This is a genomic window from Actinoplanes cyaneus, assembly GCF_016862095.1.
GTDB classification, from domain to species: domain Bacteria; phylum Actinomycetota; class Actinomycetes; order Mycobacteriales; family Micromonosporaceae; genus Actinoplanes; species Actinoplanes cyaneus.
Genome location: NZ_BOMH01000037.1, coordinates 79574 through 100656 on the forward strand (window position 1 = coordinate 79574; position 21083 = coordinate 100656).

Annotated in this window: 18 protein-coding genes; 11 read left to right on the plus strand and 7 right to left on the minus strand. The window is 69.5% G+C overall.

What is annotated here, in order from left to right:
* Nucleotides 1-38: 38 nt before the first annotated feature.
* The gene (locus Acy02nite_RS24455) at nt 39-524 is read right to left on the minus strand and encodes a MarR family winged helix-turn-helix transcriptional regulator (RefSeq protein WP_239175156.1); all 486 of its coding nucleotides are present in this window, start codon (nt 522-524) and stop codon (nt 39-41) included.
* A gap of 59 nt (nt 525-583) precedes the next feature.
* Between Acy02nite_RS24455 and Acy02nite_RS47255 the strand changes: the two genes are divergently transcribed.
* From Acy02nite_RS47255 to Acy02nite_RS24465, 3 genes are all read left to right on the plus strand, one after another.
* Nucleotides 584-706: a hypothetical protein gene (locus Acy02nite_RS47255; protein ID WP_264653331.1), complete on the plus strand. Its 123-nt coding sequence runs from the start codon at nt 584-586 to the stop codon at nt 704-706.
* The gene (locus Acy02nite_RS24460; RefSeq protein WP_203744398.1) at nt 703-1776 is read left to right on the plus strand and encodes a polyprenyl synthetase family protein; all 1074 of its coding nucleotides are present in this window, start codon (nt 703-705) and stop codon (nt 1774-1776) included. Before Acy02nite_RS47255 ends, Acy02nite_RS24460 begins: the two co-directional genes overlap by 4 nt.
* A 94-nt stretch (nt 1777-1870) precedes the next feature.
* Complete coding sequence (locus Acy02nite_RS24465) at nt 1871-2668, plus strand: class I SAM-dependent methyltransferase (protein ID WP_203744400.1); 798 nt, start codon at nt 1871-1873, stop codon at nt 2666-2668.
* A gap of 37 nt (nt 2669-2705) precedes the next feature.
* Here Acy02nite_RS24465 and Acy02nite_RS24470 read toward each other — a convergent pair whose 3' ends face one another.
* Nucleotides 2706-3302 (minus strand): HDIG domain-containing metalloprotein, encoded by a 597-nt coding sequence (locus tag Acy02nite_RS24470; RefSeq protein ID WP_203744402.1) that lies wholly within the window; start codon nt 3300-3302, stop codon nt 2706-2708.
* 193 nt (nt 3303-3495) lie between these two features.
* On the opposite strand from Acy02nite_RS24470, the gene Acy02nite_RS24475 reads away from it, so the two are divergent.
* The gene (locus Acy02nite_RS24475) at nt 3496-4857 is read left to right on the plus strand and encodes a cellulase family glycosylhydrolase (protein ID WP_203744404.1); all 1362 of its coding nucleotides are present in this window, start codon (nt 3496-3498) and stop codon (nt 4855-4857) included.
* A gap of 221 nt (nt 4858-5078) precedes the next feature.
* Here Acy02nite_RS24475 and Acy02nite_RS24480 read toward each other — a convergent pair whose 3' ends face one another.
* The 3 genes from Acy02nite_RS24480 to Acy02nite_RS24490 form a co-directional block, all read right to left on the minus strand.
* Complete coding sequence (locus Acy02nite_RS24480) at nt 5079-6260, minus strand: cellulose-binding domain-containing protein (RefSeq protein ID WP_203744406.1); 1182 nt, start codon at nt 6258-6260, stop codon at nt 5079-5081.
* Nucleotides 6257-7846 carry a cellulase family glycosylhydrolase gene (locus Acy02nite_RS24485; protein ID WP_203744408.1) on the minus strand — a complete coding sequence of 530 codons (1590 nt, stop codon included), beginning with the start codon at nt 7844-7846 and terminating at the stop codon, nt 6257-6259. Before Acy02nite_RS24485 ends, Acy02nite_RS24480 begins: the two co-directional genes overlap by 4 nt.
* Before the next feature lie 136 nt (nt 7847-7982).
* The gene (locus tag Acy02nite_RS24490; protein ID WP_203744410.1) at nt 7983-8726 is read right to left on the minus strand and encodes an alpha/beta fold hydrolase; all 744 of its coding nucleotides are present in this window, start codon (nt 8724-8726) and stop codon (nt 7983-7985) included.
* Nucleotides 8727-8973: 247 nt separating this feature from the next.
* Here Acy02nite_RS24490 and Acy02nite_RS24495 point away from each other — a divergent pair, with 247 nt between their 5' ends.
* The gene (locus Acy02nite_RS24495; protein WP_203744412.1) at nt 8974-9510 is read left to right on the plus strand and encodes a hypothetical protein; all 537 of its coding nucleotides are present in this window, start codon (nt 8974-8976) and stop codon (nt 9508-9510) included.
* Between the two features lie 50 nt (nt 9511-9560).
* Here the strand turns inward: Acy02nite_RS24495 and Acy02nite_RS24500 are convergent, their stop codons facing one another.
* Nucleotides 9561-10316, minus strand: coding sequence for a helix-turn-helix domain-containing protein (locus Acy02nite_RS24500; RefSeq protein ID WP_203744413.1), 756 nt, complete (start codon nt 10314-10316; stop codon nt 9561-9563).
* 49 nt (nt 10317-10365) lie between these two features.
* On the opposite strand from Acy02nite_RS24500, the gene Acy02nite_RS24505 reads away from it, so the two are divergent.
* Entirely contained in the window at nt 10366-11244 is an 879-nt protein-coding gene (locus Acy02nite_RS24505; RefSeq protein ID WP_203744415.1) for a hypothetical protein, read from the plus strand.
* A gap of 22 nt (nt 11245-11266) precedes the next feature.
* Here Acy02nite_RS24505 and Acy02nite_RS24510 read toward each other — a convergent pair whose 3' ends face one another.
* Nucleotides 11267-11959 carry a P-loop NTPase family protein gene (locus Acy02nite_RS24510; RefSeq protein WP_203744418.1) on the minus strand — a complete coding sequence of 231 codons (693 nt, stop codon included), beginning with the start codon at nt 11957-11959 and terminating at the stop codon, nt 11267-11269.
* A gap of 394 nt (nt 11960-12353) precedes the next feature.
* Here Acy02nite_RS24510 and Acy02nite_RS24515 point away from each other — a divergent pair, with 394 nt between their 5' ends.
* From Acy02nite_RS24515 to Acy02nite_RS24535, 5 genes are all read left to right on the plus strand, one after another.
* Nucleotides 12354-13271 (plus strand): hypothetical protein, encoded by a 918-nt coding sequence (locus Acy02nite_RS24515; protein WP_203744420.1) that lies wholly within the window; start codon nt 12354-12356, stop codon nt 13269-13271.
* 498 nt (nt 13272-13769) lie between these two features.
* Nucleotides 13770-14153, plus strand: a complete 384-nt coding sequence (locus Acy02nite_RS24520) for an effector-associated constant component EACC1 (RefSeq protein WP_203744422.1) — start codon at nt 13770-13772, stop codon at nt 14151-14153.
* A gap of 16 nt (nt 14154-14169) precedes the next feature.
* The gene (locus tag Acy02nite_RS24525; protein WP_203744424.1) at nt 14170-17427 is read left to right on the plus strand and encodes a caspase family protein; all 3258 of its coding nucleotides are present in this window, start codon (nt 14170-14172) and stop codon (nt 17425-17427) included.
* A 9-nt stretch (nt 17428-17436) separates the two neighbouring features.
* Nucleotides 17437-18513 carry a patatin-like phospholipase family protein gene (locus Acy02nite_RS24530; RefSeq protein WP_203744426.1) on the plus strand — a complete coding sequence of 359 codons (1077 nt, stop codon included), beginning with the start codon at nt 17437-17439 and terminating at the stop codon, nt 18511-18513.
* Nucleotides 18467-21055: a protein kinase domain-containing protein gene (locus tag Acy02nite_RS24535; protein WP_203744428.1), complete on the plus strand. Its 2589-nt coding sequence runs from the start codon at nt 18467-18469 to the stop codon at nt 21053-21055. The genes Acy02nite_RS24530 and Acy02nite_RS24535 overlap by 47 nt, the downstream gene beginning before the upstream one ends.
* Nucleotides 21056-21083 lie beyond the last annotated feature (28 nt).

Consider the following 21083-nt stretch of genomic DNA (forward strand, 5'->3'; position numbering starts at 1 on the left):
CGACGTGAGCCTTCCGGCCGGGCCCGCGAGCCTTCCGGTCAGGCTTGCGGGCCAGGACGTGCGCCTGCTTGCGGGCCGGTGGCGTAATCGTGCATCGCGGCGGTGACCTCGCGCAGGAAGGCCCCGGTGACCTCGGCCTGGTCCGGGCTGAGCCGCGCGGCGGCCTGCTCGATGCGGTCGAGCAGAGGCTTCAGAGCGACCAGCACCTGCTCGTACGCACTGTCGGTCGCCACCACCGTCTGCCGCCGCCGATCGGAGGGGTGCGGCACCCGCTCGGCGTGCCCGGAGGCGTGCAGCCGGTCGACGAGGGTGGTCGCCGACGCCGAGCGGATCCGCAGCCGCTGACCCAGCTCGGTCGGGCCGAGGCCGTTCTCACTGCTGAGCAGGTGGTCCAGCGCGACAGCGTCGGTGACGCCCACCCCGAGCCGGTCGGCGAGGCTGTGCGTCGCCTCGCTGTTGGCCTGCAGCATCTCCCGGACGGCCAGGGCCAGGTCGCTGGGCTGGTGGTGTCGCCGACTGGTCACGACGAGATCATAAGGCCTCCGGGTAGCAAGATTATCTAACTACTTGTATAACAAGATTCATGACGGCAGAGATAATGGGCCCGCACCTCGGACCGGACCCGGCGATGGGCAGACCCCGGGTCGCGACGATCGGCATGGACGGCACCGCCGTCAGGGCCGGCGCCTGCGCGGTCCCGCGATGAGCCGGCCGGGACCGCTGGACACGGAGAACCTGCGCGACCGGGTCCGCGCCACCGTCGAAGCGCACCTCGACCGCCAACGTCAGGTCCTGGACGAGGTCAGCGACGACTGCGAGCCGCTCGTGCGCTACGTCGCGGACCTGATGGACGGCGGCAAACGGCTGCGCGCCGCGTTCTGCTACTGGGCCTGGCGCGCGGCCGGCGCACCCGACGGGCCGGGCATCGTGACAGCGGCCGCGGCCCTGGAGTTCCTGCAGGCCGCCGCCCTGATCCACGACGACGTCATGGACGGCTCCGACACGCGGCGCGGCGCCCCCGCGGTGCACCGGCGGTTCGCGGCCCTGCACCGCGGCGGCGGCGACGCCGGGCACTTCGGGAACTCCGCCGCTGTGCTCGCCGGCGACCTGTGCCTGACCTGGAGCGACGCGCTCTACTCCGGCAGCGGCCTGCCCCCGGCCGCACTGGCCCGCGGCCGCGCGATCTTCGACCGCATGCGCACCCAGCTGATGGGCGGGCAGTACCTGGACCTGCTGGACCAGGCCACGGCCGGCCCGCCGCACCGGGACGCGCTGCGCCGGGCCCGCCGGGTCGTGCACTACAAGAGCGCCAAGTACACCGTCGAGCACCCACTACTGCTCGGCGGCCTGCTCGCCGGCGCCGGCGACGACCTGCTGACCTGCCTGTCCGCGTTCGGGCTGCCGCTCGGCGAGGCGTTCCAGCTGCGCGACGACGTGCTCGGGGTCTTCGGCGACCCCGCCCGCACCGGCAAGCCCGCCGGCGACGACCTGCGCGACGGCAAACGCACGGTGCTGATCGCGCTGGCGTACGAGCGGGCCGACGCCGTACAGGAGAAGATCCTGAATGCCTTGCTCGGCGACCCGGAACTGGACGGCACCGGCGTCGGCACCCTGCGCGAGGTCATCGCCGGCACCGGGGCGCTCACCGCCGTCGAGCGGCTGATCGGCGAGCTGCTGGAACGCTCCCTGTCCGCGCTGGACACCGCCGACCTCGACGAGCCGGGCCGTTCCGTGCTGCTCGCCCTCGCCGACGCCGCCACCGACCGCGTCTCCTGACCGCACTCCCCCGTGCCGCCCCCGGTGCCCTACCGTGTGATTCCGCCCCGCTAGATCAGCCCAGCCCGTTCGATGCGAAGGGATGATCAGCAACATGGCCGACACCAACCGGGAAATGCTGCGCACCACGTTCGGCCAGGACGCCGAACTCTACGACCGGTGCCGTCCCACCTATCCCGCCCAGCTGTTCACCGACCTCGCGACGCTCGCCGGTCTCGGTCCACACGCTCGGGTGCTGGAGATCGGATGCGGCACCGGCCAGGCGACCCTGCCCCTGGCACGACTGGGATGCCAGGTCGTCGCCATGGACCTCAGCCCGGACCTGGCCGCCGTCGCCCGGCGCAACCTCGCACCATTCCCGAACGTCAGCGTCGTCGCGGCGGCGTTCGAGGAGTGGCAGCCCTCGGACGGAAGCTTCGACGCGGTGCTCTCCGCGACCGCGTTCCACTGGCTCGATCCCGACGTGCGCATGATCAAGGCAGCTGACCTGCTGCGTCCCGGCGGAGCCCTCGGCATCGTCTCGACCCACCACATCGCCGGGGGGACGACCGCCTTCTTCGCCGACGCACAACGATGCTACGAGCGCTTCGACCCCACGACACCGCCCGGCATGCGTCTGACCAGTGATGACGAGACCGCCGAGGAGGCAGCGGAGTTCGATCGGTCGGCCCGGTTCGGGCCGGTCGAGTTCCGGCGGTACGAGTGGCAGCAGACCTACACCGCTCACGAGTACCTGGACCTGCTCATGACCTACTCCGGGCATCGCGCCCTGGCGCCGCGGGCACGCACCGGCCTGTTCGCGTGCCTCGCCCACCTGATCGACGACGTCTACGACGGAGAGATCACCAAGCAGTACCGGAACCGGCTCGCCATCGCGCACAAGACACCGTGACCCGGCCGGAAACCACCAGACCGGTGGCAGTGGCCGATCAGATCAGGGCATGCCCGTACTCCTCGGCCAGCGAGAGCAGGTCGGGCTCGCCGTACTCGGCGACCATCTCGGCGAAGCGGGCCGCCTTGTCCGGCCCGAAGCGGGCCACGCTGCTCGTGTAGGTAGCGGCGGAGACGAAGACCGGCGGGGTCTTCTTGCTGTGGAACTTGTCGGCGTACATGACCAGCCGCTCCTCCCCCGTCTCGGCCACGTAGTCGCCGGGCGGGAGCGGCAGGCCCTGTTCCACGATGTCGGAGCGGGTCACGCCGACCCCGGTGTGGCAGGAGCAGAAGCGGCCCAGATGTTCCGGGAAGCCTTCGGCCCGCAGCAGCTCGTGGCCGAGCAACCCGTGCCGGATGTAGGCGGAGAAGTCGGGTGTCCCGTCGCTGCCGTAGAGGCGGTACACGCCGATGTCGTGCAGCAGGCAGCCGGCGCGCACCAGGTCCGCGTTCACGTCCAGGTCGAGCCGGGCCAGGAGCTGTTCGGCGATCCGGCAGACGATCGCGCAGTGTGTCCAGACCAGGTCGAGGGCCTCGGGGGTGGGCGCGACGCGTTCGTGCAGCTGCCGGATCTCGGCGTCGGAGGGGATCCACATGACCGCCCATGATCGCAGGCGGCTGCGCGGCTCACGATCCCGGCGCGCCGAGGTCACGGCAGTCGGAGGAGCGCCCGGCCAGCGCTGCCGGAAATGCCGCCGTGACTATCTTGACCAAATGAAGAAACATCTGGACCCTGATGGGAGCGCTCCCGAATCACCCCCATCGATCCCCAGAAAGGGGAGGCAGACCATGCGAAGAATTCTCGTCGCACTCTGTGCCGCCCTGCTCGCCGCCACCGGCGCCGTCCTCGCGCTCGGCAACCCGGCCTACGCCGCCACCGGGTTGCACGTCGTCGGCACCGACATCTACGAGGCCAACGGCACCAAGTTCGTCATGCGTGGCGTCAACCACGCGCACACCTGGTACACCAGCCAGACCAGCTCCTTCGCCAACATCAAGGCGACCGGCGCGAACACCGTCCGGGTCGTGCTCAGCGGCGGCCGCTGGACCGCGAACAGCGCGAGCGACGTCGCCAACGTGATCTCCCTCTGCAAGGCCAACAAGCTGATCTGCGTCCTCGAGGACCACGACACCACCGGGTACGGCGAGGACAGCGCGGCGTACACGCTGGACCAGGCCGCCGACTACTGGATCAGCCTGAAGAGCGTCCTGCAGGGCCAGGAGGACTACGTCGCCATCAACATCGGCAACGAGCCGATCGGCAACACCAACCCCGCCCAGTGGACCGCCGCCACCGTCGCGGCGGTCAAGAAGATGCGCGACAACGGCTTCCAGCACCTGCTCGTGATCGACGCCCCGAACTGGGGCCAGGACTGGCAGAACGTGATGCGCGACAACGGGCAGGCCGTGCTCGACGCGGACACCCGGAAGAACACCGTGCTCTCGATCCACATGTACGCCGTGTACGCGCAGGCGTCCACGATCACGTCGTACCTGGACGCGTTCAAGGCCAAGGGCTGGCCGCTGATCATCGGTGAGTTCGGCTGGCAGTTCGACTCGAGCCAGGTCGACGACCAGACGGTGCTCGCCGAGGCGGTCAAGCGGGACATCGGCTACCTCGGCTGGTCCTGGTCGGGCAACACCGACCCGATCCTGGACCTGGTGCTCAACTACGACGTCAATCAGAAGACCACCTGGTACCACCGGCTCTTCGACGGCCCGAACGGCATCACCGCCACGGCCAAACAGGCGACGATCTTCGGGGGTACGGGATCCTCGTCCCCGTCGTCGCCGTCATCCTCGCCCTCCTCGCCGTCCTCGTCACCGTCGTCGTCACCGTCGACGGGCAGCAAGGGATGCTCGGCGGCCTACACGATCACGGGTCAGTGGCCGGGCGGCTTCCAGGGCGAGGTCAAGGTGACCGCCGGCAACGCGGCCGTCTCCGGCTGGACGGTGACCTGGACGTACGCCAATGGCCAGGTCGTCAACAACGCCTGGGGCGCCACCGTGACCAGGAACGGCACGTCGGTCACCGCGAAGAACGTGAACTACAACGGCAGCCTCGGCGCGGCCGCCAGCACGTCCTTCGGGTTCCTCGGCTCGTGGAACGGCACCAACGCGGTCCCGGCGGTGAGCTGCACCGCCGTCTGACAGAAGTCCAGGGGCCGGGCCTTCATGCCCGGCCCCTCGGCCTGCCGCGGGCTTGCGGGCTGGTGCTCACGGTCGTCATGAGGCACGAACGACGACCGTGAGCACCAGCCCGGTAAGCGTGAGCCGCGCCGCGGACCGGCACGGAAAGCAAGGCTCGCGGCTGGTCACCGGAGTGACGATGCCCGCCGGGCTGAGAGCATGGCGGGCATCGTCGTGCGGGATCAGCAGCCGTTGCGGGTGGCGCTGACCGCGACGTCGTCGTACCAGAGGGTGTCGGCGCCGTCGCCGTAGCTCTCCCAGCCCAGGCGCAGGTCCGTCAGGGCCGGGCGCCAGGTGCGGTTGAGCCACTGGCTGTCGATGTCGTGGGTCGGGGTGCCGTCCTCGAGGAGGCCCGGCACCGAAGTGCCGTCGAGCCAGGTCTCGATGGTGCCGTTCGACCCGTCGACCTTGAACTCGACGCAGGTCCAGGTCCCGACCGGCAGCGGCCGGGACAGGGCCACCCCCGCCGGGCTCTGTTCGGGCAGGGTGGCGTCGTCGGAGGCACGGTTGAACTGCAGGGCGCCGTTCTGGCCGCCGAAACGCAGGTCCTTTCCGCCGTCCTTGGCGTCGGCCATGGCGACCGCTGTCACGTGCGCGGCCGGCAGGGCGGTGGTATGCCGGACCCAGTAGCGGACGTACCAGGTGGAGGAGAGACCGCTGAGCAGGGTGGTGTTGCGGGCGAAGACGTGGTTGCAGTAGCCGGCCGCACCGTTGATCCGCAGGGAGGTGGTGCCGCTGTGCGCGACCATCCGGTCGATCGCGGCGGTGCCTGCGCCGGAGCAGTCCGGGCTGGTCACCGCCCACGATCCGGTGGGGACGGCGCCGGTCTGCGACTCGAAGCCGTCGGTGCCCGCGCCGGTCGACGGGGTGGACGGGCTGGTGGATGGGCTGGTGGATGGACTGACCGACGGACTTGCCGACGCGCTGCCGGACGGGCTGACCGACGGGCTCTGTGACGGCGTCACGTCGCCGCCGCAGGCCACGCCGTTGAAGCGGAACGCGGTCGGTGCCGGGTTCGTCCCCGAGTACGTTCCCTGGAAGCCGAAACTGGCCGACGCCCCGGTCGCCAGGGCGCCGTTCCAGCCGGCGTTCGACGCGGTCACGGCGGTGCCCGTCTGGGTGACCGTGGCGCTCCAGGCGGACGTGACCTGCTGGTTCCCGGAGAAGTTCCAGGCCAGGGTCCAGGAGGTCACGGCCGTACCGAGATTGGTGACCTTGACGTCGGCAGTGAATCCGCTGGACCAGCTGTTCGCCGTCCAGGTGACGTCGCACGTGGCTGCCGCGGCGTCGGCCGTGCCCAGGCCGGCGACGCTCACCGCCGCGGCGGCCACTGCGGCAACAGAGATGACGGGTACGAGTTTCATGAGCAGGCCACTCCGGCGAGTTTCACCGTGGCCGGCGTCGACGCCGTGCCGTTGGCGGTGAACCCGACCGTGACCGAGGCTCCTGCCGCCAGCGTCGTGGCGTGACTCGGCGCCGCCGCGGTGACCGTGGTGCCGGACTGGGTGACCGTCGCGTTCCAGCCGTTGACGAGCGTCACGCCGGACGGCCAGGTCCAGGTGACCTGCCACGGGTTGATCGCGGCGCCGCCGGTGTTCTGCACCTTGACCTGGCCCTGGAAGCCGCCCTGCCACGCGTTGTCCTGCGTGTAGGTGACCTTGCACCCGCCGGTCGGCGCGGGACCGCTGGACGAGGTCGACGGTGACGGGCCGGTGGTGCCGCCACCGGCGACCGGCGCGATCAGGTACGGCTGCAGGATCGCCTGCTTGGCCTGGTTGACAGTGGTCCAGTCGTCGTTGGCGATGCCGCCGGTGTCACCGGAGTTCGGGTTCCACGACCAGTAGGTGAACGACATGCCGTTGACGCCCGTGCCGGTGTACTTCATCAGTTCCTGCAGCCACACCTTGTCGACGTTGCTGGCGAGCGTCGTGCCGAACTCGCCCATCATGATCGGCGCGATGTTCTGCTTGTACAGGTAACCCCAGTAGTGATCCCAGATCGCCGGCATGTTCGCCGGGTACGCCGGGTCGTCGAACCACGCCTGGTGGTAGACCGACGTCGCGTACTCGTGGGGCGAGTAGACCAGGCGGTTCGCCACGTCGAGGCGTACCGGGAAATCTCCTGCCTTGGAAAGGTTGCCACCCCACCAGCCGCAGTCCTCGTCGTTGCTGGTGTCGTTGTCCCACACGTTGGACAGACCGCCGCTCGGGCAGCTGACGCCCTCCACGAAGATCAGCCAGTTGGGCTGGACCGCGAGGATCGCGTTGCCGGCGCGCTCCGCGGCGAGACGCCAGTCACGGGCGGTGTCGCCGCAGCCCCAGCACGCCCCGGTCGCGGCCGGGTTGGTGCCCTCGGCGTGCGGCTCGTTGTGCAGGTCGGCGCCGATGACCGTGCTGTTGCCCGCATAGTGCTGCGCGAGCATCTTCCAATCGGAGATCCAGGTGCTTTCCGGTACGGCGGTGGTGTACCAGAGGGCCGTCTGACCCGCTGACGTCGGCCGGTGCCGGTCGAGGATGATCCGCATGCCCTTGGTTCCCGCGTACGCGACCACCTTGTCCAGGATCTGCAGCGGCGACAGCCCGACGAGGTCCGGGTTGACGAAGTCGTTGACGCCGGACGCGGTCGCCCCGGCCTTGAGCGCGTCGTCGGAGAACGGGACCCGCAGCGTGTTGTAGCCGAGCGAGGCCATCGTGTCGAGCTGACCCTTCCACGGGTTGCTGGACCACAGGCCGTGGAACGTCTTGTTGTCGGTCTCCATGCCGAACCAGTTGATCCCGGTCAGCCGGACGGTGGCGCCCGTGCTGTCGACGATCTTGCTGCCGCTGGTGTGCAGATAGCCGGTGCCGGTGCCGCCGGTGGCGGCGCTGGCGGGTGGGGCGGTGAGGACGGTGGCCGTGGCCGCCGCGGCGACGAGCGACACGGCGCCGGCCAGCCAGGTACGGAGGTGCATGGGAGCGCTCCTTCGGGGACGGAAGGCAGTTAACGACATCGTTGCATGGGAGCGCTCCCAGCAACAATGCTCATCAATACTTCCGTGCCGGGACCCGAGCGCCGGCGCTCGTTCCGGAGCACCCCACCGCCTGCGGTCAGTGCGGCAACGAGCGCAGCGCCTCCACCACGGCGTCCGCCGCGCGCAGCGGGACGAAGTGATCGACTCCGGGAAGCCGGACCAGGCGGCAGCCGGGGATCCGCCGTGCGGCTTCGACGCACGCCGGGACGAAGGACGGCCGTTCGAGATCGCCGAGCAACAGCACCGACGGAGTGACGACCTCCTCCAGGCGGGCCCACGCGTTGCCGTCACCGGCGAGGAGCCCACCCCAGTTGAGCCAGAACCGGACCGACGAGCGCAACTGCTCGACGACCAGGGGGTCACGCCCGGCCCGGCCCCAGCGGGCGAGGCCCTGCTCGACGAAGACGTCCGGGTCGGAGCTGTCCGGCTCGTCATCCGGGTCCCGGGCCGCGGGAGCGCCGGAGATGCCGGGGCAGGCCAGCACCATGCCGCGAACCCGGCCCGGCTCGGCGAGCGCGAGGTCGAGCACCGCTCCCCCGCCCATGCTGCACCCGGCGAACAGGGCCGGCCCCGCATCCAGCTCGTCGAGCACTCGCCGCAGGTCGTCGAGCGGGGAGAACGTCGCGGTGGGTGGCGCTGATCGGCCGAAGCCCCGGACGTCGTAGCGGATCAGCCGGTACTGCCCGGCGAGCCGCTCCCGCACCGGGTCCCAGATTCGCGAGTCGCCGGTTCCCGGGTGCAACAGCACGACGGGCGGCAGGTCGTCACCGGTGTCGTCGGCCCAGACGGACCCGTTCCCCACCTCGATCAGTCGTTCCACGGCGCCGAGCCTCGCACACGCCCCCGGACCCGGAGCGGGTCACACCGCCTACAGCGTCCTAGGAGGATGGGCTGGTTGCCCCGCGACGGTCCCGGGGCAGCTCAGCTCGGCGATCACCGGCGATTCCGGCCGCGGTCCGGGAGGATCAAAGGGCGATCACGTCGCCCGGTAGGCTCGTGCATCGACGGCTCACGGGCGGCGGGGTGCTGGTCACCCGGTCGCCGTGGACAGCGGAGGGGCATCGCAGATGGACGTGCACGACACCGGTTACGACGACGACGGCGTCGGAGCGGCGCCCTCGGTGGCGCGGCTGCTCCTGGAGCTGCGCGCCAACACCAGCGTCGACGTGAAGCCGGCCGGCCGCAGCATCCAGATCCGCCCGCAGGGCGCGCGCAACATCGCCGTGAACATCCACCCCGGCGGGGTCGACATCGCGGTGGCGCGCAACCAGGCCGACGAGGTGGCGGGCACCATCTACGGCGCGACGGTGATCGACCCGGACGACCCGGTGCCGTTCGTGTCGGTCGACGCAAGCCTGATCGACGCCAACTACGACGCGATCCTGGCCGCCGCCGTGCAGGCCGTGGAGCTGCGCAAGTCCGGCCCGCCGAAGACGCCGCGCACCGCCGCGACCCGCACGGCCGCCGCTCCGAAGGCGGCCAAGGCGGCCAAGGCGACGACCCGCTCGACCCGGCCCGCGCCGCGGCCGGACCAGCCGATCTGCCCCCGCTGCAAGCAGTATGAACTGCTCGCCAGCGGCGAGTGCCCGTCCGGTTACTGCTGAACCACGGCTTACTGCTGAACCAGGGCTTACTGCTGGACCATGGCCTCGGCTCAGCGGTGGCCGGGGCCGGCCGGAGGCGACTCCGGCACCGGCCCCGCTGACGGTTTCCGGCGCCGGACGAGTTCGCCGGGGGTCATCCCGGCGAACTCTGCGGTTTCCCGGGTCAGGTGCGCCTGATCGGTGTACCCGGCGCGCACCGCCAGCTCGCCCAGACTCCCCTCGCCCGCCATGCGCAGGAACCGCCGGAACCGGTAGACCCGCTGCAGCGTCTTCGGCCCGTACCCGACAGCGGCGCCGAACCGTCGCCGGAGCTGCCGGTCACTGACGCCGAGCCGGTCGCCGAGTTCCGGCACGCGCAGCCCGGGATCTCTCAGCAGCCGGGCCGCGGCCAGCATGACCGGGTCCGCGGGCCGCTCCTCGGCGAGCCGCCCGGTCAGCCCTACGAGCCGGCGCAGCGCCTCCGCGGGCGCGAGCTCACCCGGCAGACTCACCCGCAAGCCGAGGTCGGTGAGGTCCGGGCGCAGGTTCCGCAGCGGTGTCAGCGGCATCCCCAGCAGCGTCCCACCGGCGCCGGGCCGCAGCCGCACCCCGACGACGTGCCGCCCGCCCGGGCCGGCGTTCGCCACGGGACCGGTGTCCGGGCCGGCCAGGAACGCGCCTCGCTCGCTCTGCCAGATCAGGTCCACGCAGCCGTCCGGCAGGATCGGCATGGCACCGTCGGCGGGCCGCTCCGTGACGGTGCTGCGCCAGAGGCACGCGACGGCGTCGCGCAACGACTCCGGCGGTGCCCACTCGACGTATCCCATGACCGATTTCTACAAGACGTACGAGGCACCGCGCCAATAGCGTCGGGGCATGAGCGCTGATTTCCGTACCGCCGAGAAGTTCCTGCAGGCCGAAGGCCGTCTCCTGGAGCGCCGCCTGTTCGGGGTGCTGTTCCGCGACGAGGCGCCGCAGGGTGTGGTCGAGGTGCTGCGGGGCTATCGGAACGCCGACGGCGGTTTCGGGCACGGCCTGGAGCCGGACAAGCGCTGCCCGGCGAGCCTGCCGGTCGACGTCGAGGTCGCGTTCCAGGCGCTCGCCGCGATCGGTTCGCCCGAGCTGCTGGGCCCGGCCTGCGACTTCCTGAGCAGCGTCAGCAAGAACGGAGCCGTGCCGCTGGCCTTCCCGGTGATCGAGGACCATCCGCGGGCGGCGCACTGGACCGACTGGACCTACGAGCCCGGGGTGAACCCGACGGCCGGGCTGGCGGGGCTGCTGTACCGGCTCGGCTTCGAGCACCCGTGGCGGGACGCGGCCACCGCCTACCTGTGGGAGACGATCGAGTCGGAGAACCTTCCCGACGAGACGCACGGGCTCAACGAGGTGCTGACCTTCCTCGCGTACGTCCCGGACCGCGCCCGCGCGAACCGCGCCGCCCCGGCCGTCGTCGCACGGCTCACCGCGTCCCCGCTGTTCCAGGCGATGCCGAAACCCGGTGAGTACGGCCTGACACCGCTCGCGGTGGCGCCGCTCGCCGACTCGCCGTGGCGGGCACTCTTCGACGACTCCCAGCTCGACGCGCACCTGAACCAGCTCGCCGCCGCGCAACAGCAGGACGGCGGCTGGCCGATCCCGTGGGAGCCGCCGAGCCAGGCGTCGCTGCTGGAGTGGCGCGGCATCGTGACGTTGCAGGCGCTGCGCACCCTCACGTCGTACGGCAGGATCACGCCGACTGCGCACGGGATGGCCTAGCCGACCGGGGCGGCGGGCCGGTTCAGCCCCACCACGCCGCGCCGCAGGCCAGGATGACCATCGCGATGAAGACGGCGAAGACCGCGATCAGCAGGGAGACGAACTTCTTGCCGCTGACGGTCCGGTCCGTGGCGAGGACCGGCGGCGGGTCCGGTGCCGCGAACAGGGTGGGATCGAACCATGCCGCGGCTCCGGCGAAGTCGGCCGGCGGGTCGGCGGGGATCCGCCCGATGGGCGTGACCGGCAACTTCGTCTCGTCGAGCCCGCCGGGGCCCGCGCCGGCGTCAGCGGGCGCCAGGGCGGCGGTGGCGCCGACCGTGATGACCGACGCGGAGATGCCGTGGCCGGCCAGGGCGCCGAGCATCAGCGTCGTGTGGTTGACCGAGTCCGGCCCGGGGCCGGTCACCACCAGCGCCCCGGCGCCCAGCGCGGCGGTCAGGTCGGCGAGGTTCCAGCCGTCGCCGCCCACCGGCACCAGCGGCCCGGCCGGCGCCGCGACCAGCACCAGTGGGTACGCCTTGACCACCGCCACGACGAGATCCCGGGCGTCTTCGAGGGACAGCTCGTCCACGAGCACGAGGCCCGCGACCCGGCCCTGCAGAGGATCCGGCGTCGTGGTGCCCACGATCACGACGGCGACCGGCGTCTCACTGCCCGCCGTGATCGCCGCGGCAGCGGTCCGCCAGTCCACGTCCGTCGAGGTCGCCGTGATCATCCACAATCGTCTGCCCCGGCCCACGCCGCCACTGTAGAGGATGCGACATACGCCCGGGACCTCGCCGATACGCCTTCCACGGCGGTCCCGCGAATGCCAATCATCCGGTTGACTGGGGTATCCAGATGATTGAAGACGCTGGTGGGACACCCCGGCAGTGATTTTCGGTACGACTTCGGTTGCCGTTCGGTCTCAGGTCGCCGGTAACCGCGCCGATACTCCCGGCCATGAACGCTCCGCATCGCCACCGTCACGGTCCGTCCGTGGCCGTGGTGACCGCCCGCCGGGTGGACACCGGATCACCGTCGCCGCTGACGGACCGGCCGGCACGAGCGCTCTGCCCCTCACCCCGGACCCGGGCGACGCCCCCGTTCCTGACCACCTGGGAGCAACGATGCTCGGACTCTTCCGCAAGGCGAACGCCCCGGACACCGACCCCGCCGAGGCGGACCTGGAGCTACGCGCCGCCCGGGACCGTGCCCTGGCCGGCGACTGGACCGCGGTGCACCGCCTGATCGCGGCCGCCGGCCGCGACCGTGAGCTGCGTGCCCGCCGCCTGTCGGTGCTCGCCGCGACGGCCGCCCGGGATCCGCGCTGGCTGCTGGCGTGGGAGGCCGCAATGCCGGAGGACCCGGCCGTGGCGATCCTGCGCGCGCACACCCTGCTGGATCAGGAGGCGGCGCGGGACAGCGGCCTGGCGGCCCGGGCGGTCCGGCGTGCGGCCGAGCTCAACCCGGACGACGCCCACCCCCTGGTGATCAGCATGAACACCATGTTCGCCGACGGCTATCGCCGGGCCGGTGACTTCGCCGACTCGCTGCGCGAGGCCCTGCGCCGTGACCCGCACCACTTCGAGGCGCACCTGGCCGCGGTGCGTTTCGCGTGCGCCAGGTGGTACGGCACCCACGACGAGATGTTCGCCGCCGCCCGTTCCGCGGCGGCGGGCGCGCCGCCCGGTTCGCCGGCGGTGCTGCTGCCGCTGCTGGCGCACTTCGAGTACGCCCTGCGGGAGGTTCCGGCTCTCACTGCCGCCAAGGCGTACTTCAGCCGGGCGGACGTGCGGGCCGAGATCACCTGCTGCGCGGCGAAGTGGCGCGCCGGTCAGGACCACCGTCTCACCGGCCGGGGAGTGACCGCCCGGCACTGGCTGGCGCTGGCCGCCTACCTGTCCGACCAGGACCGGGAGGCCGCGCGGACGCTGCTGACCGAGGTCGGCTCGTTCCTGGGCGACACGCCGGTCTACGGCTACTTCTGGGCCACCCCGGCCGAGGGCTTCCATGCCGTCCAACGCTGGGCGAAGGTCATCGCCTAGGGTCCGCTCCGTCAACCCCTCAAGGCGGGCCGACAGCACACCGGACGCCCGCCCCCGCTTCGCCACCTTGCTGGCCGACAAGGCCTACAGCAGCGCAGCGTTCCGCCAGGCCTCATGCGAAATCGGCAAATCGCCGTTGCCGCATTGGTAGCCCGGGCAGAGGGCCTGATCATCCGGGGGATCACCGGCGATGTTCAGCCCATCGCTCCGGATTGCTCAATGATCGACGCGGATCCGGACTGTTCCGCTCATCACCAGGTTGTTCGTCCCGATTCGACGGCGCACACCCATCCGAGCATTCCCCTGACACCTGTTTCCTACCGCGCTGCATGGGTTCGGCCAACGATTCGGATGGGCGGACGCTCATCGTCCACTTAGGTGGTCCGTCTCGTCGGCCGGGCAGAGATCCACCCCGTAACGTCACCTTGCAGAGGCGTCGCAGAAGGGTCAGACTTCCCCGTAGTTGACGTGCGGCAAGCAAATGACGCGGGGGCAACGGTGGAATTCGGTAACGAGGCGGCAGGTCGCAGCACGGGCACGGTCTCCATCCGCGCGGCCGGCTGGGATCCGCATGACGAACGCCTGCTGGCTGAGGCAGAGCCGCTCTTCAACGAGCTTGAGGCGGCGGGGCTCACCGTGCCGGTCGCGGCCGAGCCCGGCTCGAAGGGGATGGCTGAAACACTGGAGACGGCAGTGGTGGCCCTGGGATCTGCGGGTGCCATCGCAGCCTTCCGTGATATATCGCTGGAATGGATCAAGGCCCGCACCAACATGTCGATAAAGATCAATTTCGAGTCGACCGGTAAGGAGGTGGAGATCACCGGTCCAATGGCCAATGATCCGCGCGTCTGGGAACTACTCAACGAGCAGAACGACCAGTAAATTGCACCGAGCCCTCTTGATCGCCAACTGGAGTTTCCCTGCGGATCGTGACGGCCTCGGACTGCCCCGGTTGCACGGTCCTTCGCTCGACGTCGCACTGATGTCGGAAGCGCTCACCAACGAGCGTAGCGGTTGCTTCGGCACGACTGAGGTCACTGTAGTGGCGCAGCGCACTCGCGCCGAGATAGAGGTCATGATCGACAATTTCGTCGTCACGGCAGCCGCGAACGACACGGTGCTGTTGTACTACAGCGGACACGGCATGACGGGCGACGACGACATCTATCTCGCCAGCTCCGACACCGACGCCAGCCGTCTGGCAATGACCGCTGTGGCCGGCGAGACGATCAACCGGCTGCTGCGCCGGTGCCCCGCCCAGCGCATCGTGGTCGTCATCGACGCCTGCTACAGCGGCACGTTCGAGTTCCACAGGAAACTTTCCAACTACTCCTTCCTGCTGGCAAGCTCGCGAAGGTCACGCACCAGCGTTGACGGCCAGAAGGGACAACCGAGTCCGTTCACCGCCGACGTGGCAAGGGCTCTGCTAGGCGACGGCACCGTCAAGAACGACGAGGTCACTGTCGAGCGGGTGTGGTCATACGTACGCGATCGTCACGCGAACGCCGTGCACCGGGCGGGCAATACCCTGGAGATAGTGCTTTCGCGTTTTCCCTCGGCCGCACCGCGGTGGACGGGCCGGTGGTGGGCGAAATCCCTCGACCGGGCTCGCGCGTTCGAGGCGGCCGGTTACCCGCACGGCGACCCGTTCGCCGGTATGGGCAACGGCGAGCTGTCGCTGCTGCGCCGACTGGCCGTGACACTTCCGGATGACCCACCGGTTTCGGTGCTCGACGAATGGTGGGCCGCAGAGACCGGACACAAGGATGCCGCAAGTGCGTTCGTCAGGCATCTGGGTTGGCCGAATCTGACCTTGGACCAGCATGGACGCGTGACCGGTTCGCGTGGGCTGGCCGAACGGCTGCTCGAGTCGCCCGCCATCAAGGCCGGGTTGCCCGAGGCTCACGCCGGCTTCATTGATCATCTGCGGACGCGGTTGCTCGATGCCGACACGACCGCGTGGTGGTCGCTTCCCGACAACTTCGGCACGGCTGCCGCCGGTGTACCGCGTCACCTCCACGCCACCGGACAGCTCGCGGAACACGCCGGGCTGGTGAACGACCTGCGCTGGGTCGAGGCCTCCATCCGATGGACCGGCGGCTCCAGGTCAGCGGAAGAAGATCTTCTCCGCGACGGCTCCGCCGACGCGAAGAAGCGAGCTTACGCCATCGCGCGCCACGCCCACCTTTGGAATGGATGGGCATCCCACTGGCCCGGCGCGTTGGCCAGCACTCTGGTGAGCCGGCTCGAACATGTCGACGTCTGGAGTCCACAGGTGACGAGCCTTCGGGCGTTGTCCGATGGGCCGCTCCTGACGCCGTCATGGTCACTCCCAGACCTGCCCCACCCTGACCAGCTGCGGGTTGTCGGGAAACACACTGCCGAGGTTCGCGGCTGCGGCATGGCCGCAGATCGCACCGTCTGGGCGGTCGACGAGGACGGCAATCTTATCCGGTGGGCCCGGGACGACTCGGGACGCGAGGAAAGAAGAGAAAACACGGTCACAGGCAGGCGGGTGCTACGGGCTGCGGCCTTTGCGCACCAGGCGTCCTTCGCGGCCCTCGGATCACGCGACGGCGTGGCCGACGTCATCGCGTTGGGGGATGGCCCGGCTACGACGACGAGGCAACTGCGGCACGAGCGGCCCATCCGCTGCTGCGCGGTCTCACCGGACGGACGTTGGACCGTGACGGGCACCATGGACAGTCGGCCGCTGCTGTGGCGTCTCGACGCAGCGGACGGACGGGATGGCGCTCAGCCGGGGGAACCCCACAGCATCGCACTGGCCGGGCACTACCGTCCGATCACCTGCTGCGCCGCGCATCCGGACGGCACCAGTGCGGCGGCCGGTTCCACCGCCGGCCTCGTGATGCTGTGGGACGTCACCAGCGACGGCACGGTGCCCGATCCCTCGCGACCCACACATGTCTTCTCGGCAACCAATCGCTCCTCGGTCGGATGCTGCGTACTCGACGGCGACTTCCTGTTGCTGGGACGCGACGACGGCAGTGTGGAGTACCACGAGCGCACGACGGGGCATGTCGCGCTCTGGCACGGGCAGCACGACGGTGCGGTGCGCGCCTGCGCAGTGGGCGTCGGCAGCCCTCATGGCGAGCCCACAATGCTGGTCAGTGGCGGGTCGGACGGTGCGATCAGGCTCCGATGGCCGCAATCGGAGGTCACCGTGGTCCTGCGTGGGCACAGCGGCGGCGTGACCTGCCTGACGGTGGCCAACGACGGTCGGGCTGTCGTGTCCGGCGGTACGGATGGCACAGTCCGCCTCTGGAACGCTGATCACCCCACCGGCGATTGGCGGCCGCCACGGCACAGCCGTCCGGCCGCCTTCTGCTGCGTGGCGGGGGACACTGTCATCTCCGGAGGCCCCGATCCGATTCGCCAGTGGCGGGATGCCGACGAACCGACCGAGACCGCACTCGACGGTCCGCCTCCGACCTGCGCTGCTACCAGCAACGACGGCCGTATCATGCTCGGATACGCTGACGGACGCCTGGAATTGCGCGGCCCGTCCGGAGAGCATTCACGGATAAGTGCCGACGGTCGTCCGGTAACCTCGTGCGCTGTCTCGGCAGACGGACTGCCATTCGCAGCCGGCTACGACGACGGGACGATCCTGCGGTGGCATGAGGTCGGCTCAGAACCGGCCACGGGTCGACTGTCCGGCAAAGCCGACTCCGCCATTCGCTGGTGCGGATTCCTCCCGGGAACCGCCACAGTGATCGCTGTCAGCGAGCAGGGCGACCTCCTCCGCTGGCCGTCGAGCGGTGAGTTGGCCCCTCTGAACACAGATGCCCGGAAGACGTCCTGCGCGGCCCTGAACGTGGATGGCACCCGCCTCATCACCGGGGATACGCTCGGCCGGCTCGCCGTCCTGCGACTTCAAGACGGATTCTGGCCGAACCAGGCGCAGGCCCATACCGGTCCGGTCACGGCGTGCGCGGTAAGCCCGGACGGCGCGTTGCTGGCCAGCACCGGATCCGACGGCTTCCTCAAGATCTGGACGACTACCGAGCTGTCACCGATCGCAGCGGTGCGGGTCGACGGTGCCCTCATGGGCTGCGCCTGGCTGAAAGACACCCACCGGATTACGGCGGTCGGTGATGGCGGCACCTACCTGTTCGCGTTGAGTCAGCCCTAGGAGGACGCAGTGGCATCTCGAGGTGCTGACGCCAGGTTCGCGCCACGACGGGAGTGGACCGATGATCATCCGGTTCTGAGTGTACTGCGTCGTCGCCGGGACAAGAACAGCGTGCCGGGTAACCGGTCGGACGGCTTCCGAGTGGTGCTCGCCGTCGAGGGTGGCGGGCTGCGGGGAATCATCTCGGCCGCCATGCTCAGCGCGCTCGAGGACATCGGTCTCACCAACGCCTTCGACGCTGTCTACAGTTGCTCGTCCGGAGCGGTCAACGCAGCGTACTTCCTTACCGGGGACACCTGGTATCCGATCTCCATCTACTACGACGACCTGGCCAGTAAACGCTTCCTCGACTTCCGGCGAGCACTGCGCGGCCAGCCGATCATGGACCTGTCGTTCGCCCTGGACGAGGTGGTCGCCCTGACCAAGCCCCTCGACTTCGCCGGCGTCCGCGCCTCGTCGATTCCGCTGCACATCATGGTCACCGACGTCGATCAGTTGCAGACCCGCCTAATCTATCCCTTCCCGTCCGACGAAGACCTGCTCAACGCACTGCGGGCCAGCATGTGGCTGCCGCTGGCGGTGCCTGGCGCGCCGCGTTTCCACGGCTATCGGGCTATCGATGGCGGTGTCCTCACGGCGCACCCGTTCATGGTCGCCCGGGGGCTGCGTGACGAGGCTCCTACTCACATCCTGTCGTTGAGCACCCGCCCCATGGGGTCGATGCGTCCCGGCGTGTCCTGGCTCAACCAGTATGTCGGGCGGCACCTCGATCGCGTACGACCGGGACTGGGCACCAGCCATTTGCGGTCGATCACGGCCTACAAGGCGGCGCGCCGCGCGATCGAGCCAGAGCGGATGAATCCGCGAACCGAGCCGTACATCCTGGATCTGGCTCCATTGCCACACAGGCCCGAACTCGTCCGGCACGAGATGAACAAATGGCTGCTGATCGAGGGAGCCCGGGACGGCTACGAGGTCGCCTACTACGCAGTGGAGGGCCGGTATCGCCGGGCCATGCCGAGGTTGATCGCCCCTGGCCATGGACGAGAGGATTTCCGGTTCCCCGTCGACCTACCGTACCAGTGAGGATCACGTGAACCAGGACAGCGATTGGATCATGGCGGTGGTGCGTGTTCTCGGCGCCACGGAGGCACCCGGGACGTCCGGTCTCGAGCAGGTGGCGACGCATTTCGCTGACGAGACGGTCGACCACACCCAGGAGCAACGCATCGTTCGCCGCCGCGAGATCCTGGCTGGCCTGCCGTTCGAGGCGGACACCTTCGCCGCTCTCTACAAGATGCCCCGCCAGGAGTTCGAAGGACGCCTCGCCCGGTGGTGTGTCTCTTTGCTCGACTCCCCGGCCGCGCTGAACGGCAAGCCGGAGCTGATTGCAGAGCTCGGCAGCCTCGGTGTTCTTCTGCTGAGCGTGTCCACCCTCGAACACGCAGACCGCCACCGGTTCGAGGACATCGCCGACCCGATGGAGCCCCGTCCGGGCGACGACGCCCCGGCAACCGATCGACCTGCGCACGAGGCCAGCGTTGCGACGCGCCTGTCACGAAGCCGCGCGGTCACCTCGGCTCTGCGGGACCTGTACCGGCCCGTCCTCACCGAGGAGCAGGCGTCTCGGCTGGATCAATGGTCCAAGCGCCCCGAGCAATGGCGTGAGAAAGCCACCCCGGACGAGCGCGCCGAGATCATCGCGATCAAGGAGGCCGCCGACGCCGCCCAATTCTGGAACGGCCTGGACTTTCGGAGTTTGACCTTCCACGAGTTCGGCACGACATCGTTCATCTGCCGCGCGCACCTGTCCGGATCGGGGACCGGCGCCGAAATCGCGTTGAAGTTCGTCCTCCTACCCTACGCCCGGCTTCCGGTCATCGCGGCGGCGACCAGCAGTTACCGGCGCGACTACGAGAACGCGGAGCTGGCCACCTCCGCCGTGACCGTCCTGAGCAGTTCGACCAACTGGATCGCGATGGATTTCGTCCGGGGCGACACGCTCGGCACCCTCATCCGCCGCCACGACCAGGCCCGTCCGAGTGACTCCTCCAGCCGTGGACGGCCCGTCGACGACCGCGCCACCCTGCTGCTGACCATCGCGCCGTTGCTGTTCGAAGCGCTCGCTGACATCGGGAAGCACAAACTCGTGCACGCCGACCTCAACCCGTCCAACATCATCGTCGAGGAACTGGGCGGAGGCGGTGCCAAATATCGGCTGACAATGATTGATTTCGGTCGTAATTATCTATATGGCCAGTCCGGCCTGGGCCGCCAATCAAGCGACGCCCGCTACATCGCGCCGGAGGTCCGCAGCGATGACGAACCGTCCTGGCGGGCCGACCTCTATTCGCTCGGGCAACTTCTGATCGGCCTGAGCGGCGCTGGGCGCGACGCCGACGGCATCGTTCCGGACGCGTTCTACCTCCGAACTTGCCACCTGGCTCGTTTCCTCGAGGATCTGCTCCAAGAGGATCCGGCCAAGCGTCTGCTGCTGTATCCGCCGACCGGCGACGCGCCGGTCCGCGGCGACGCGCCGGTGATGTCGCCGACAGACTGGTCGAAGCTGAGCACCACGTTTGTGGACGAAGTAGCGGCCGAACGGGCGGCCGACCGCACCGACGGACTGTTCGGCCCTCCATCGAGGTCTCGCCGGTTCGTCCTCGACTTCGCCCCGAGCTCGGGGACACCGCGACGACTCGCCCGGCTTCTGCGGGAGATCAGCCGGCCGCAGGCCCTCGATCAGCCGACTCGTCGGGCCGAGGTCACCTCGCTGTTGTGGTGGTCATGGGCCAGCACCGCCGCCTGGTACGTCACCGTCGCTGTGACCGGCTACCTGCTGCTGCGCGACCTGGACCTGATCAGCGGCGGACCGCTGGAGGACTATCACGCCCGCATCCGCGCCTCCGGCTACCACCTACCCCCGGGCCACCTGCAAGATAACCTTCCGGCCCGGATCGCCCTCTTCTCCATCGCATGGGCAGCAGTGAAGTACTACCAGAACATCTACGCCGGCCTGAGTACCGCCTCGGCGGCCGACTTGCCCGGAAGATTTGGTGCAATCCGTAGAGCGACTGAATTCTTCGTCCGGTTGAACGCCATCTTCGTCCTGTTGGTCGCCATTCCCCTCAATATCCTCAACCCGTCTTGGTGGGCAACGGCGGCCACCATCGCTCTTGTGGACAGTCTGCTGGTCAACCTCTTCGGCCGCGTCTACTGCACGACGGCGGTACGTCGCGGGCAGGCCCCGGACGAGCGCGGGCGGCCCACGATCTCGACCATCCCGCAGCGTATCGTGGGCCTTGAGATGTATCGGCCATGGACGCCGTCGATGTTGGCCTACGTTCTGATCTGCCTAGGCTTCTCGTTGCTGATCAATTTTCATGTGCTCAAGGACGTCATCGCCTATGCCTCGGTGGTCGCGGTCGTCAACATCGGCCTGTTGACCTTCACCAAGTGCGGCACGAACGCGGACATCTTGCGGGTCGGCATCACTCGGGCCTTTTTGGCCGCCGAGCGGCTCAGTAAACTTCCGGCGGCGGCTGTTGAGCTGCCGCTCTCGGACCGCAGGCCACCCACCGACCGGTCTCACCCACTGCGACGGAGAACACGGGTGAGCACATCGTGAGGGGCGGCCTGGCCAACACGTCTTCGTC